Genomic DNA, 14,794 nt, shown 5'->3' on the forward strand with positions numbered 1-14,794 from the left:
GAGGAGGCGACCAGGTAAAGAGGCTTGCGGAGCTTGCGGAGCTCCGCCTCTGTCCTGGTTGCCTCCTCCGGAGGCTGATAACGAGTTAGACGCGGATCTTCTCTTTGAGCTCGATCGTCTCGATCTCATCGCCGATCTGGATGTCATTGAACTTGCCGAGACCGATACCGGCCTCGAAGTCCGTTCGCACCTCGGTGACGTCGTCCTTGAAGCGACGCAGCGACTCGATGGCCAGGTTGTCCCCGACCACGACGCCGTCGCGGATGACCCGAGCCTTGGCGTTGCGAGTGATGGTTCCACTGCGCACGATGACACCGGCGACGTTTCCGAACTTGGAGGAACGGAAGATCTCGCGGATCTCGGCGACACCGGACTGCACCTCTTCGAACTCGGGCTTGAGCATTCCCTTGAGGGCGTTCTCCACATCCTCGAGTGCTGCATAGATGACCGAGTAGAAGCGAACGTCCACACCCTCACGAGCCGAACGCTCGCGCGCCTTCGTGTCGGGCCGCACGTTGAATCCGATGATGATCGCGTTGTCGATCGTCGCCAGGTTGACGTCGCTCTCGGTGATCGCACCCACACCGCGGTGGATGATGCGCAGCTGCACGCTGTCGTCCACCTCGATCTTGAGCAACGACTCCTCGAGCGCCTCGACGGCACCGGAGACGTCACCCTTGATGATGAGGTTGAGCGACTCGACCTTGCCGTCTTCGAGGGCCTTGGTGAAGTCCTCGAGGCTGATGCGCTTGCGGCTGCGAGCCAGCAGGGCATTGCGCTCTGCTGCTTCGCGCTTCTCGGCGATCTGGCGGGCCGTACGGTCATCGTCGGTGACGAGGAACGTGTCACCTGCGCGGGGAACGGACGTGAGTCCGAGCACCGAGACCGGACGGGCGGGCGTGGCGAACTCGACTGCCGTGCCGTTCTCGTCGAACATCGCACGAACTCGGCCATAGGCGGTCCCTGCGACGATCGCGTCTCCGACCTCGAGGGTTCCCGACTGGATGAGCACGGTCGCGACCGCACCACGTCCCTTGTCGAGCTTGGCCTCGATGGCGACACCGCGTGCGTCCTTGTTGGGGTTCGCGCGCATGTCGAGTCCGGCATCCGCGGTGAGCAGCACTGCCTCGAGAAGCTCGGGGATACCGATCTTGTTGAGCGCAGAGACGTCGATGAACATCGTGTCCCCGCCATACTCCTCCGCGACGAGACCGAACTCGGTGAGCTGCTGGCGCACCTTGGCGGGGTTTGCCCCCTCCTTGTCGATCTTGTTGACCGCGACGACGATCGGCACGCCGGCCGCCTGCGCGTGGTTGAGCGCTTCGATGGTCTGCGGCATGATGCCGTCGTCCGCCGCCACCACGAGGATGGCGATGTCGGTGACCTGCGCACCGCGGGCGCGCATGGCGGTGAACGCCTCGTGGCCCGGGGTGTCGATGAAGGTGATGGCGCGTTCGATGCCCTCGTGCTCCGTGATGACCTGGTAGGCACCGATGTGCTGGGTGATCCCACCCGCCTCACCGGCGACGACGTTCGCATTGCGGATCGCGTCGAGCAGGCGCGTCTTTCCATGGTCGACGTGACCCATGACGGTGACCACGGGAGGACGTGCCTCGAGGTCGTCGTCGGTCTCGTCGTCCAGCTCCTGGTCGAGGTCGATGTCGAAGCCGCTGAGCAGCTCGCGATCCTCGTCCTCTGGCGAGACCATCTCGATCTTGAAACCGAGCTCCTCGCCGAGGATGTCGAAGGTCGCCTCATCGAGCGACTCGGTCGCGGTGGCCATCTGTCCGAGGTGGAACAGTACGGTCACCAGGTTGCCGGGGCTCGTGTCGATCTTGTCGGCGAAGTCGGTGATCGAAGCGCCACGACGAAGGCGGATGGATGTCTTCCCATCGCCGCGGGGAACGCTGACGCCACCGAGCGACGGGGCTTCGCGAAGCTCGAATTCAGCCCTCTTCGTGCGCTTCGACTTGCGCGCCTTGCTCTTGCCGCCACCGCGACCGAAGGCACCTGCGGTACCACCGCCGGGTCCGCGACCGCGACCGCCACCGCCAGCGGGGCGGTTCGGGCCGAAGTTCGAGCCGGGAGCGCCCGCGGGCGCGCCACCGGGGCGGAATCCACCGGCACCGGCCGGGCGTGCCCCACCAGCTCCGCCGGGGCGGAATCCACCGGCACCGGCCGGACGCTGGCCGAAGCCGCCCGGACGCTGCGCGGCCTGGCCGGGTCCGCCGGGGCGCGGGGCTCCGGGACGCGGCGCAGACGGGCGCGGGATACCGGTCGGCGAGGCCGCCGGACGGGTGTTCATGCCCTGCGTCGAGGCATAGGGGTTGTTGCCCGGGCGGGGAGCGCCGGGACGCTGCATGCCCTGGGTGCTCGCGAAGGGGTTGTTGCCGGGGCGGGCCGTTCCGGGGCGCGGGATGCTGGATCCCTCGGCCGCCGGGGCGGCCGGTGCCGCTGCGGCAGCGGGGGCGGCCGGGGTCTCGGCTACCGGAGTCGGAGCCGCGGGGGCTGCGGGAGCCGGGGCCGCTGGGCCCTCGGCGACGGGCGCGGGGCGCGCCGGAGCGGCCGGGGTCGCGGGAGCGGCCGGCTTCTCGGGTGCCTTGATGCCATCGGCCTCGAGGGCGGCGCGCAGCTTGCGGGCTACCGGGGGTTCGATGCTGGAAGACGGTCCTTTGACGAACTCGCCCATTTCCTTGAGTTTCTCAAGGGCTTTCTTGCTGTCAATGCCGAGTTCTGCTGCGATCTCGTGCACGCGTGGTTTTGCCACAGTGTTCTCCTTGTCGGGCCGACTCCCGATCAGGAGAAGGCCTTAATTGTGGACGGGTCTCATTTCGAGCCGCTCATTAGTTGTCCATTGGTCAATCAGCCTGTTCGTTAGGGCGTTCCGGATGGAACGCCGACTGTGTCGTGCGATTGCAGTGTCGCCACTGCCGTCAGAAGTCCTGCGGTACCCAGGGCACCATCCGCTCGAAGACCACGGGCGACCGCCTTGCGAGCGATCGCTGTTTCTACACAGCGGGTTGTCGGATGCACCCAGGCGCCTCGGCCGGGAAGTGTTGCGGAAACATCCACAACGGCCTCGCCATCACGCGCAACTACCCTCACGAGGAGGGATCTGTCAGCACGTTCGCGGCAGCCGAGACAGGTTCTAACGGAGTTCATCTTATCCCCTTCTGCAACAGAGTGCCGAGGCGCGCCATCCCACCGGGCCGCTCCAAGGCATCCGCCCCGGACCGAGCTCAGTCCTGGTCGAGGATCGAGTCGGGCTGGATGTCGATGCGCGCGCCCGTGAGCTTGGCTGCGAGACGGGCGTTCTGCCCCTCCTTGCCGATTGCGAGCGACAGCTGGTAGTCCGGCACGAGGGCTCGCACCGCCTTGGTGGACGCGTCGATCACGTACGACGAGGTGACCTTGGCAGGCGACAGCGCGTTGCCCACGAAGGTCGCGAGATCTTCGTTGTAGTCGACGATGTCGATCTTCTCGTTGTTGAGCTCGGCGGTGACGGCCCGCACGCGCTGCCCGAGTTCGCCGATGCAGGCGCCCTTGGCATTGACCCCCGGCTCGTTGGCCTTCACCGCGATCTTGGTGCGGTGGCCGGCCTCACGGGCGAGCGAGACGATCTCCACGACGCCGCTGGCGATCTCCGGGACCTCGAGAGCGAAGAGCTTGCGGACGAGGGACGGATGCGTGCGAGAAACAGTGATCTGCGGACCCTTCAGGCCCTTGCTCACGCTCGTGACGTAGACGCGGATGCGGGAACCGTGCGCGTACACCTCCCCTGGCACCTGCTCTTCCGGGGGAAGGATCGCCTCGATGGTGCCGAGGTCGACGTGGATCATGCGCGGGTTGGGACCCTGCTGGATGACTCCGGCGATGATGTCGCCCTCGCGACCCTTGAACTCACCGAGCACCTTGTCGTCGCCGATGTCTCGGAGACGTTGGTTGATGACCTGCTTCGCGGCGAAGGCGCCGATGCGCCCGAAGTCGTCCGGCACGTCCTCGGCTTCACCGATGACCTCGCCCTCGTCGTTGAGCTCGGGCACGAAGATGCTCACGTGCCCCGACTTGCGGTCGAGCGACACCCGCGCATGCGCGTTGCCGTCCTTGCTCTCCGGCGTCTCGGTGTGCTTGAGGTAGGCCGTCAGGATGGCCTGCTCTATGATCACCACGAGTTCGTCGAACGGAATTTCGCGCTCGCGCTCCAAGAGGCGCAGCACGCTCAGGTCGATGTCCACTGAGGGCCTCCACTATTTTCGATTGTCTTCCCGTGCACTGCAGTCGCGCGCACGAAGCCTGTCTCTAAGTTAGCAGGGTGTGCGGTGGGTGAGCCGGGCCAGTGGCATCCGCCCGACGTCACAGCCGCGTTCTCGTCCCCGCGTCCCGCTCCGCGTCCCTCCCCCGCGTCCCTCCCCGGCGTGCTTCCCCGCGAGTGGGCAAGAGTGGCGCCAAGTTGGCGCGAGAAGCGCCACTTTTGCCCAGTGGAGGCTCCGCGAACGCCGGGGCGCGGAGACAGAGCCGCCCCGCGAACGCCGGGCCGCAGAGACCGTACCGCTCCGCGAACGCCGGGGCGCGGAGACAGAGCCGCCCCGCGAACGCCGGGGGTCCCCGGACGCTGGGAGAGTCAGGCCGTGTCGCACTCCGATCTTCGCGCACAGCCCCGAGCCCACGCTCGGCGTAGGGCCGTCAGCCCCGCCAGCCGCGATCGCGCAGGATGCGCATCACTCGCGCGGTCAGCATCCCCGGGCGCAGGAAGAGATCATCGGCAGTGACCCGAATGTAACGCCGACCCGCCGATTCGAACAGCTCTCGTCTCTCGATGTCGTTGCGAAAGGTACGAGCGTTGGTGCGATGGTCGTCGCCCTCGTATTCCAGCACCACCTTCCATTCTTCCCAGGTCAGGTCCGCATGAAGGGTGCGCCGACCCTCGTCGACAAGAGTCGGTGCATTAATCGCCGGTTCGGGGATGCCCGCGGCCACCAGCACCAATCGCGTGAGGGATTCCGGGCGAGAGTCGACGCCGATCCGAAGCCGCGGCACGGCCCAGGCGAGTTTCGTCGCCCCTCGGCACCCCCGTCGACGTTTCACGGCGGCCTCGAGAAGGAGGATCGACGAGAGCGGCTCAGTTCGAGCCCCTCCTGGCAAACGGGTTCCCGACACGAGAAAATCGCCGGCCGCGACGAGGTCTTCCTTCGAGAGATAGACCGCGAGCTGGCACCAGGTCGTCTCGGGGTCTGTCACGGGAAGTCCCCCGATCATCTCGAAATCGGCCAGCGTCAGGCGGTGTCCGACGACCGCACGGGTTCGGGGGCGCGATACCGAACCGCGCGACGAGACGTGGAGGCTCTGTGCCCGTGGCGTGTGGGGCAGCGGGATTCCCCACAACGCGGCAGCGGTGAGATGGCTGAAGAACTCCCCCGGCTTCAGCCGCGGCTCATAGGAGCGACACAGCCCGACGATCGTTCCGAGGTCGAGACCGAAAGAACTCACCCCGTGGAATGGATGCGCAACGTCCGCTCCGCGAAGTCGACCCCTGGTGAGGGAATCGGCGGCTCCGTCGCCGGTGAGAAGGGCATTTCCGAGGAGGTGGGGCGCAATCGGGATGGTTCGAGGCATGCTCCATCGTCGTCGGAGAGGTCCGCCCGCGTGAAACTTGTCCACAGGGCACAGTCCCGCGTCGCGAAAGCCCACAACCCAACCGCGACATTCCCGGAAACCATTCCCGCGAGTGGGCGAAAGTGGCGCCAAAATCCGCGTTTTGGCGCCACTTTCGCCCACTCGCAGTCTTTTGGAACTCGCGGTCTTGAGGAGCCGCAGTCCCCCCGCAGTCTTCAGTCGAGCGCGGCGACCGCCTCGATCACGTCGGCGAGCGCCACGGGGGTCTTCACGCCCGTGCGGCGATCCCACAGCTCGACCATCCCGTCGGCGAATCCCTTGCCCACGATCACGATCAGCGGCACGCCGATGAGCTCGGCATCGCCGAACTTGACGCCCGGCGAGACCTTGGGGCGCTCGTCGACCAGCACGTCGTAGCCGCGCTTCTCGAAGTCTTCGGCGAGTGAGACCGCGGCTTCCAGCACCTCGATCTCCTTGGTGGCAGCCACGACATGGACGTCGAAGGGGGCGACGTTGCGCGGCCAGATCAGACCGCGCCCGTCGTTGTTGGCCTCCGCGATGACCGCGAGGATGCGGGTGACGCCGATGCCGTAGGACCCCATGGTCACCGTGACGAGCTTGCCGTTCGGGTCGAGCACTTTCAGCCCGAGGGCCTCGGCATACTTGCGTCCGAGCTGGAACACGTGCCCGATCTCCATCCCGCGCGCCAGCTCGACCGGCCCCGAGCCATCCGGGGCCGGATCTCCCGGGAGTACCTCGGCGACCTCGACGGTGCCGTCCGACACGAAGTCACGCCCGGCCACCAGGCCGAACACGTGCCTGCCGTGCTCATTGGCACCGGTGATCCAACCCGAGCCGGTGGAGACGCGCGGATCGGTGAGGAAGCGGATGCCCGTAGCCGTCATTCGCTCGTCGGTGGAGGCACCGAGCACTGGGCCGCCTGCCGTCCACGGGCCGATGTAACCCTTCACGAGGCTCGGATGGCGCGCGAAGTCGCCCTCGTTCGCGGCTTCGACGGCGGCGGGAGCGAACGCGACCTCTGCACGCTTGAGATCGACCTCGCGGTCGCCGGGCAACCCGACGACCACGAGTTCGCGGGAGCCGTCGAGAGCGGTGAGGGCGAGCACGATGTTCTTGAGCGTGTCGGCGGCCGTCCACGGGCGGCCGTCCGGGCGAGGGTGCTTGTCGTTCGCGACATCCACCAGGGTCTGGATCGTCGGAGTGTCAGGGGTATCCAGCACTTCGGCCGGGGTGAGCTTCTCGAACGAACGCGCTTCAGGGACCGCGGTGCGGAAGGCCTCGACGTTTGCCGCATAGCCGCCGTCCGAGCGCACGAAGGTGTCTTCGCCGACGGGGGTGGGGTGCAGGAATTCCTCGCTGCGCGATCCGCCCATCGCCCCCGCATCCGCCTGCACGATCACGTAATCGAGGCCGAGGCGCGCGAAGATACGCTCGTAGGCGTCGCGCTGGTCCTGGTAGGACGTGTCCAGCCCCTCGTCGGTGTAGTCGAACGAGTAGGCGTCTTTCATGGTGAACTCTCGGCCGCGCAGCAGTCCGGCACGGGGGCGAGCCTCGTCGCGGTATTTGTCCTGGATCTGGTAGATCGACAACGGCAGGTCTTTGTACGAGGAGTACAGGTCCTTCACCAGAAGGGTGAAGACCTCCTCGTGGGTCGGGGCGAGCAGGTAATCCGCGCCCTTGCGGTCCTTGAGGCGGAAGATTCCGTCGCCGTATTCGGTCCAGCGACCGGTCACTTCATAAGCCTCACGGGGCAGCAGCCCGGGGAAGTGCACCTCCTGGGCGCCGATCGCGTCCATCTCCTCGCGGATGATCGTCTCGATACGGCGCTTGACGCGGAGTCCCAGCGGCAGCCAGGCGAAGATGCCCGGCCCCTGGCGGCGGATGTAGCCCGCCCGCACGAGCAGGCGGTGACTCGTCACCTCCGCATCGGAGGGATCTTCGCGAAGGGTTCGGACAAACAGCTGCGAGAGTCGTGTGGGCACTTGGATACTTTAGCCGCCGCGCCTGTCACGCAGATTCGGACTGCGACCAAACCAAAGCACGGAACGCTCCGGATGACTATGGTGCGCGTGGACCCCGACCCGAACGGGGTCCACGTCCACGAATGAATCCGGGTGGAAACCAGACTCAGACGGTGACGACCTCTGGCGAACCGGTGGCACCGGGCGGCATCTCTGCCGCCAGGCGGTTGGCCTCCTCGATGAGGGTGGCGACGATGTCCGCCTCCGGCACGGTCTTGATGACCTCGCCCTTGACGAAGATCTGCCCGCGGCCATTGCCGCTGGCCACTCCGAGGTCGGCCTCGCGGGCCTCGCCCGGTCCGTTGACGACGCAGCCCATCACGGCGACGCGCAGGGGCACCGTCATCTTCTCGAGGCCGGCGGTGACGTCGTTGGCGAGCTGGTAGACGTCCACCTGGGCGCGTCCGCAGCTCGGGCAGGAGACGATCTCGAGCTTGCGCTCGCGCAGGTTGAGGGATTGCAGGATCTGCAGTCCCACCTTGATCTCTGTGACGGGAGGGGCCGAAAGCGAGACGCGGATGGTGTCGCCGATGCCCTCTCCGAGCAGGATCCCGAACGCCGTCGCCGACTTGATCGTGCCCTGGAATTCCGGGCCGGCCTCGGTGACGCCGAGGTGGAGCGGCCAATCGCCGCGCTCGGCGAGCAGCCGGTATGCCTTCACCATCACGACGGGATCGTTGTGCTTCACCGAGATCTTGAAGTCGTGGAAGTCGTGCTCCTCGAAGAGACTCGCCTCCCAGACAGCGCTCTCCACCAGCGCCTCCGGGGTGGCCTTGCCGTACTTCTGCAGGATGCTCGGCTCGAGCGACCCCGCATTGACTCCGATGCGGATGCTCACGCCGGCCGCCTTGGCCGCCGCGGCGATCTTGCCGACCTGGTCGTCGAACTTGCGGATGTTGCCGGGGTTGACGCGCACCGCGCCCACGCCGGCGTCGATGGCCGTGAAGACGTACCGAGGCTGGAAGTGGATGTCGGCGATCACCGGGATCTGGCTCTTGCTCGCGATGATGTGAAGCACATCCGCGTCGTCCTGGTGCGGCACGGCGACGCGCACGATGTCACAGCCGGTGGCCGTGAGCTCGGCGATCTGCTGGAGGGTGGCGTTGATGTTGGTGGTCTGCGTCGTGGTCATCGACTGCACGCTGACCTGGGCATCACCGCCGACCTTCACCTTGCCGACGGAGATCTGACGGGTCTTGCGGCGCGGGGCCAAGACGGGAGGGGCGAGGGGCATACCCAAATTGATTGCTGGCACTCTCGGAATTCTACGCGTGCCGGGTGGACGACTTCTGGATGCCGGCACCCTGAGGTTCCACCGCGGGCGAGGGCGGCCGGTCGTCGCGTGCTGCCCTCAGCCCAGGCTGACGGGCTTGAAGATGTCGGCGACGATCAACAACACACTCATCGCGCCGAGGATGAGCACGACGGCGAAGGTGAGCGGGACGAGCTTCGCGATGTCGACGGGGCCCGGATCCTTACGCTTGAACAGCTTCGCGAAGAATCGACGGATGCCCTCCCAGAGTGCCCCGGCGACATGGCCGCCGTCGAGGGGAAGCAGGGGTATGAGATTGAACGCGAAGAGGGCGATGTTGAGGGAGGCGAGGATCCCCAGCAGGTAGGAGAACCGTTCAGCGAAAGGGATCCGGGTGGTCGAGGCGATCTCCCCGGCGATCCGACCGGCACCGACGACACTCATCGGACCGTTCGCATCACGCTTCTCGGTACCCGCAAGAGCCTGGACGACACCGTAGAGCTTCACCGGCAGGTTCGCGATGAGCTGGGCGTCGGCGGCGATGGTCGAGCCGACGGCGGGGAGCACCGCGGTCAGCGGCTGCTTCTGGAGTGTCAAGCTCGGCCCGATTCCCAGGAAGCCGACGGTCTTGGTCACCTGCTTGCCCGCGGAATCGGTGATCGGCTTCCCGGTCGCATCGAGCACATAGCGCTCCGAGGCGATCGGTGTCGCCGTGAGAGTGGTGGTCGCGCCGCTTCGCTCGACGACGATGGACAGCTCTTTGCCCGCCGACCGCTTGATGATCGCGGTCTCCTGCTGCCAACTCGTGATGGCGACCCCGTCTATGGAGACGATCGTGTCGCCCGGCTTGATCCCGGCTGCCGCGGCGGGAGCGACAGGGTCGCTCGCCGCACACTTGCCGCTCGTGCTCGCCGCGGGGACCACGCACGCGCTGACCGAGTCGATGGTCGTGCTGTACCCCTGGGTACCGATGCCCGACAGCAGTACGGCGAACAGCACGATCGCGATGATGAGGTTCATCGTCGGGCCACCGAGCATGATGATGATGCGCTTCCAGACGGGAAGCTTGTAGAAGACCCGGTCTTCGTGACCGGCTTCGATCGTGTCCTCGCTCTGGGTGCGGGCATCCTGCACCATCGTCTGGAAGAAGCCGGTGCTGGCCGTACGGCCCGCGGACTCCGTCTCGTACTCCGATTCGAGCGGGAATGCGTCGGTGCCGGACGTGCGCGAGGTCTGGCCCTTCTTCGCCGGCGGGTACATGCCGGCCATGGAGATGTAGCCGCCGAGGGGGATGGCCTTCACGCCGTACTCGGTCTCGCCCTTCTTGCGCGAGAAGATCGTCGGTCCGAAACCGATCATGTACTGGCCGACACGCACCTTGAAGAGCTTCGCGGGTACGAGGTGCCCGATCTCGTGGAGCCCGATCGACAGGGCGATGCCGATGACGACGACCACGATGCCGAAGATGTAGAGCAGGACGGTTTCCACGCTGCACAGCGTATCCGCCCCAGGCTGGAGGTCGGCGGTGGGAGAGCTTGTCATTTGCTATGGCCCACAATGGGACGATGAGCACCGTCGGGAACCGGCCGACTCCGGAGTTCGCCGCCGGCGACCTCGTCGGCGACCGGTTCCGAATCGAATCCACCGTCGGTATCGGGGGGATGGCGACCGTCTACCGGGCTCGCGATGAGTCCCTCGGACGGACGGTGGCGCTCAAAGTCTTCCGCTCCGAGCTCGCGGACGCCGACGATGTGCGCCGCCAGCGGGACGAGGTGCAGCTGCTCGCGTCCCTCAACGCCCCGGCGCTCGTGACCCTGTTCGACGCCGTCGCCGAAGGTGGTGTCGGTGACCACGGCAGAGCGTTCCTCGTGCTCGAATTCGTCGACGGAGTCGACCTGCGCACCCGGCTGCTCGAGGGCCCGCCCGACGGGGCACTGATCGCGAAGGTCGGTTCAGACGTCGCTGGTGCTCTCTCATACATCCACAGCCGGGGCGTAGTGCATCGCGATGTGAAGCCCGGGAACATCCTGCTCCCCCACGACCATTCGACACCCGGTGCGCCGCTCGCCAAGCTCGCCGACTTCGGAATCGCCCGACTCCTGGACGACGCGCGGATGACGGCCACCGGCACCGTGATCGGCACCGCCACCTACTTGAGTCCCGAGCAGGCTCAGGGTGCGACGGTCGGCACTCCAAGCGACGTCTACTCGCTCGGACTCGTGCTGCTCGAAGCCCTCACCGGACAGCGGGCCTTCCCAGGCACCGCTATCGAATCGGCCCTCTCCCGGCTCACGCGGGATCCCGAGATCCCAGTCGGTGTCGGCGGCTCCTGGCGGGCTCTGCTAGCCGGCATGACGGCCCGTCACGCCGCGGATCGACCGGATGCCGCGACAGTGGCCGCGACACTCACCGAGCCGGGCTTCCTCGGTGCAGCTTCCCGGGACTCGTCCGCCGTCGGAGCACCGGCAGACGATCCGACGGTACCCCTGGTGGCGACCGAGCGGCTGGAGTCGACGAAGCTGTTGTCCACCGACGAGGAGCTCGCACCGACGATGCTCCTCCCGCCGGGCGATGAACCCCCGACGATGGTCCTCGGTGCGTCTACTGCGAACGAGCCCCCCGCCCCTTCGCGAAGGCGCTTCCCTCGCGTCGCCGCCGGAATTGCCGGTGTCCTGGCGGCGCTCATCGTCGTCGTTCTGGCCGTGTCACTCTCGCGCCCGGGTTCGACGGGCCCCGCGACATCCACTTCACCATCGGCGAAGCCGGGCGTCTCGGCCGTCTACCCGGAGGTACCGGGAACTCTCGGCGAGCACCTTCGCCAACTTCAGAAGAGCGTGGCACCGTGAGGCGCGCAGCAGTCCTGGTCGCCGGCATCCTGGCAGTCGCGCTGGGTCTCACGGGCTGCGCGGGCACCGCCGCGCCGGCGACGACCCCGACGGCCTCGGCTTACTCGCGAGAGGTCGCCTCCCGGCTCCAGTCGGCGGTGCTGTCGGTGACCTCTTCGGCGGAAGCCGACCCGACCGCTGCTCTCGCGCGGCTCGACGAACTCGCCACAATGCTCGCGGATGCCCGGGCGAGAGGCGAGGTCAGTGCGGCACGCTTCGACAGCATCGCGGCGGCCATCGCCCTTGTGCGCACCGACCTCGAGGCCGCGATCGCCGCGCAGGACGCCTCGAAGCCCGGAAAGACCGAGAAGCCCGGCAAGCCCGGCAACGGCAACCACGGCAAGAACCGTTAGGCCCCGATCACCGGTGGCCGGCGATCCGACGGTCGGCGTCAGCGCGTGCCCAGAGCTCCGCCTCGGCGAGTGACTCGCGGGTGAGGGCACCGGACGACGAATGTGCGTCGACGACGGCCGCGACGGTGTCGACGATGTCGAGGTAGCCGATCCGACTCGCGTGGAAGGCGAGAACGGCCTGTTCGTTGGCCGCATTGAAGACCGCCGGATAGGTGCCGCCCTCGCGACCGACCCGCTTGGCGAGGTCGACCGCCGGGAAGGCCTGCGTGTCCAGCGGCTCGAACGTCCACGAGCTCGCCGATGTCCAGTCGAGCGGTGCCCCGACCCCGGGAACGCGATTCGGCCAATCCAGCCCGAGCGAGATCGGCAGCCGCATATCGGGCGGCGAGCACTGGGCGATGGTCGAGCCGTCGACGAACTCGACCATCGAATGAACTATGGACTGCGGATGCACCGTGACGTCGATGCGGTCGTAGGGCACATCGAACAGGTAGTGGGCCTCGATGATCTCGAGCCCCTTGTTCACGAGGGTCGACGAGTTGGTCGTGACCACGAGCCCCATGTCCCAGGTCGGATGCGCGAGCGCCTCGCGCGGAGAGACGCCCCGAAGCGACTCGCGGCTGCGACCGCGGAACGGGCCGCCGGACGCGGTCAGCACGAGTCGACGCACCTCGGCCGGAGTGCCCGACCGCAGCGCCTGCGCGATGGCCGAGTGCTCCGAGTCGACCGGCACCAGCTGGCCGGGGGCCGCCGCGCCGATGACGAGTTCGCCCCCGACGATCAGGCTCTCCTTGTTGGCGAGCGCAAGGGTCGCTCCGACCTCGAGGGCGGCGAGAGTGGGTCCCAGTCCGACGGATCCGGTGATGCCGTTGAGCACGACATCCGCTCGAACCGTGCGCACGAGCTGCTCGGCCTCGATCTCGCCGAGCGCGACGTGTTCTACGTCGAAGGCCGCGGCCTGCGCCTCCACGACGGCACGCTGGGTGCCGGCGGCGAGGCCGACGACCTCGAAACGGTCGCGATTGGCCGCGATCACCTCTAGCGCTTGCACGCCGATCGATCCGGTGGAACCGAGGATGATGACGCGACGCATGAGGCTACGCTAGCCGTTTCGAACCGCGGGAAAGGCGCTAGGAGGTGGCGAGGATGTCGACGACGAACACGAGGGTGTCTGTGCCGCTGATCCCCGCTGCCGTCTGCCCGGCACTACCGTAGCCGTCCGCCGGCGGGATCACCGCGATGACCTGGGATCCGACCTTCTGGCCGACGAGAGCCTTGCCGAATCCGGGGATGACGCCGGTGGTGGCGAAGCTCGCGGGCTGTCCGCGGGTCCAGCTGGAGTCGAACACCTTTCCGGTGGCCCAGATGACCCCGGTGTAGTGCACGGTGACGGTGTCGCCCGACTTGACGGTCGTGCCGGTGCCCTTCTTGAGATCGGCGATCTTCAGGTCAGTGGGCGCGTCGGCCTTCGGCACGGTGACGGTGGGCTCGCCGTTCGCAGCGAGTTTGACCGTCGGGAGGCCGGCGACCGGCTTCTGGACGGCGCCATTCGCCTTCGGAAGCACCTTCACCGGCGCCGTGACCTTGACGACATCGAAGACGAAGACGAGCGAATCGGTGCCCTTGACCCCGAGGCCCTCCGAACCGGCGGACTTGAACGCGTCGGCGGGCGGGATAACCGCGACGACCCGGCTTCCGGCGGGCGAGCACTTGAGCCCCTTGATCATGCCGGGCAGGATGCTGGACTCCTTGAGCTGGAACGCCGTCGTCGAGCCCTTCTTGTAGGTGGTCGCATCGATCTTCTTGCCGGAGGTGCCGTCATAGGCGGTGTAGTCGACCTCGACGGTGCCATTGGACTTGGCGACGGCGCCCTTGCCGTCGATCACGACGGAGCGCTCGGTCTTCTTGGTACTGAGTCCCTTGGTGAATTTGACCGTCGGTGCGGCGCCGAACTTGCCGGTGACCTTGACCTTGCTCGAGTTCGACCCGGAAGCCGTCGGGGTGCAGCCGTCCGCCGAAGTGGAGGAGCTGCAGGCCGCGAGCGAGAAGGCGAGAGCGGCGATGGCCAGGACCGACAGCGATTTTTGCACCGAGAATGTTTTCTTCACCGGTCAAGTGTGGGGGCAGACCCCCTGATCAAGCTGACCAAAGCCTGAATGTCGCGCAATCGAGCCGCTATTGCGTCCGCAGCACCACCTGTGGCTCGTGCTCCACCGGGAAGTTCATCGAATTGGCGATGAAGCACTTGAGTCTCGCCTCGTGGTGAAGCGATCGGGCGAGTTCGGGATCCCCCGCCGAGATCGTCACGATGGGGCGCAGCGTCACGCTGGTGAAATGGCCGCCGCCATCCGCCGTCTGCTCCATGACTCCGGTGGCCGCATCCGTGTACTCGGTCACGACCACACCATTGCTGGCGGCGACGTGCAGGTAGCTGAGCAGGTGGCACTGGCTGAGGGCTGCGATCAGCATCTCCTCGGGGTTCCAGCGGTCGGCGTCACCGTGAAAGACCCGGTCAGAAGATCCGCTGATCTCGTGCTTGCCCTCCGCACGCACAACATGGTCGCGCCCGTAGGCCTTGTAGCCGCTCGTGCCGGTGCCGCGGTTGCCGGTCCATTCGAGCGCGACGACGAAATTATGTTCGTGATTCAC

At 67.0% G+C, this 14,794-nt stretch carries 12 protein-coding genes; 2 read left to right on the forward strand and 10 right to left on the reverse strand.

What is annotated here, in order from left to right; genetic code table 11:
• Window positions 1-85: 85 nt before the first annotated feature.
• The 7 genes from infB to ACVXZ4_RS11665 form a co-directional block, all read right to left on the reverse strand.
• Window positions 86-2,767 (reverse strand): translation initiation factor IF-2, encoded by a 2,682-nt coding sequence (gene infB, locus ACVXZ4_RS11635; RefSeq protein ID WP_461795005.1) that lies wholly within the window; start codon window positions 2,765-2,767, stop codon window positions 86-88.
• 107 nt (window positions 2,768-2,874) lie between these two features.
• Complete coding sequence (locus ACVXZ4_RS11640; RefSeq protein WP_461795006.1) at window positions 2,875-3,162, reverse strand: YlxR family protein; 288 nt, start codon at window positions 3,160-3,162, stop codon at window positions 2,875-2,877.
• 77 nt (window positions 3,163-3,239) lie between these two features.
• Entirely contained in the window at window positions 3,240-4,235 is a 996-nt protein-coding gene (nusA, locus tag ACVXZ4_RS11645) for a transcription termination factor NusA (protein ID WP_461795007.1), read from the reverse strand.
• 448 nt (window positions 4,236-4,683) lie between these two features.
• Complete coding sequence (locus ACVXZ4_RS11650; RefSeq protein ID WP_461795008.1) at window positions 4,684-5,613, reverse strand: hypothetical protein; 930 nt, start codon at window positions 5,611-5,613, stop codon at window positions 4,684-4,686.
• Window positions 5,614-5,828: 215 nt separating this feature from the next.
• Window positions 5,829-7,616, reverse strand: coding sequence for a proline--tRNA ligase (locus ACVXZ4_RS11655; RefSeq protein WP_461795009.1), 1,788 nt, complete (start codon window positions 7,614-7,616; stop codon window positions 5,829-5,831).
• Window positions 7,617-7,761: 145 nt separating this feature from the next.
• The gene (ispG, locus tag ACVXZ4_RS11660) at window positions 7,762-8,910 is read right to left on the reverse strand and encodes a flavodoxin-dependent (E)-4-hydroxy-3-methylbut-2-enyl-diphosphate synthase (protein WP_461795010.1); all 1,149 of its coding nucleotides are present in this window, start codon (window positions 8,908-8,910) and stop codon (window positions 7,762-7,764) included.
• Window positions 8,911-9,006: 96 nt separating this feature from the next.
• On the reverse strand, window positions 9,007-10,395 hold the full coding sequence (locus ACVXZ4_RS11665; RefSeq protein ID WP_461795011.1) for a M50 family metallopeptidase: 1,389 nt from the start codon (window positions 10,393-10,395) through the stop codon (window positions 9,007-9,009).
• 77 nt (window positions 10,396-10,472) lie between these two features.
• On the opposite strand from ACVXZ4_RS11665, the gene ACVXZ4_RS11670 reads away from it, so the two are divergent.
• The gene (locus ACVXZ4_RS11670; protein ID WP_461795012.1) at window positions 10,473-11,753 is read left to right on the forward strand and encodes a serine/threonine-protein kinase; all 1,281 of its coding nucleotides are present in this window, start codon (window positions 10,473-10,475) and stop codon (window positions 11,751-11,753) included.
• A complete protein-coding gene (locus ACVXZ4_RS11675) occupies window positions 11,750-12,145 on the forward strand; it encodes a hypothetical protein (RefSeq protein ID WP_461795013.1) in 396 nt (131 codons plus the stop codon). Before ACVXZ4_RS11670 ends, ACVXZ4_RS11675 begins: the two co-directional genes overlap by 4 nt.
• A gap of 7 nt (window positions 12,146-12,152) precedes the next feature.
• Here the strand turns inward: ACVXZ4_RS11675 and ACVXZ4_RS11680 are convergent, their stop codons facing one another.
• The 3 genes from ACVXZ4_RS11680 to ACVXZ4_RS11690 form a co-directional block, all read right to left on the reverse strand.
• Window positions 12,153-13,238 (reverse strand): 1-deoxy-D-xylulose-5-phosphate reductoisomerase, encoded by a 1,086-nt coding sequence (locus tag ACVXZ4_RS11680; protein WP_461795014.1) that lies wholly within the window; start codon window positions 13,236-13,238, stop codon window positions 12,153-12,155.
• A gap of 37 nt (window positions 13,239-13,275) precedes the next feature.
• Window positions 13,276-14,253, reverse strand: coding sequence for an FKBP-type peptidyl-prolyl cis-trans isomerase (locus ACVXZ4_RS11685; RefSeq protein WP_461795015.1), 978 nt, complete (start codon window positions 14,251-14,253; stop codon window positions 13,276-13,278).
• Between the two features lie 67 nt (window positions 14,254-14,320).
• On the reverse strand, window positions 14,321-14,794 hold the full coding sequence (locus ACVXZ4_RS11690) for an OsmC family protein (RefSeq protein WP_461795016.1): 474 nt from the start codon (window positions 14,792-14,794) through the stop codon (window positions 14,321-14,323).

Source organism: Lacisediminihabitans sp. FW035 (assembly GCF_054880895.1).

Bases quoted from the DNA above. Each gene is read 5' to 3' on its own strand.
- ACVXZ4_RS11640 (WP_461795006.1), bottom strand. From the start codon at position 3,162: ATGAACTCCGTTAGAACCTGTCTCGGCTGCCGCGAACGTGCTGACAGA.
- ACVXZ4_RS11650 (WP_461795008.1), bottom strand. From the start codon at position 5,613: ATGCCTCGAACCATCCCGATTGCGCCCCACCTCCTCGGAAATGCCCTT.
- ACVXZ4_RS11670 (WP_461795012.1), top strand. From the start codon at position 10,473: ATGAGCACCGTCGGGAACCGGCCGACTCCGGAGTTCGCCGCCGGCGAC.
- ACVXZ4_RS11680 (WP_461795014.1), bottom strand. From the start codon at position 13,238: ATGCGTCGCGTCATCATCCTCGGTTCCACCGGATCGATCGGCGTGCAA.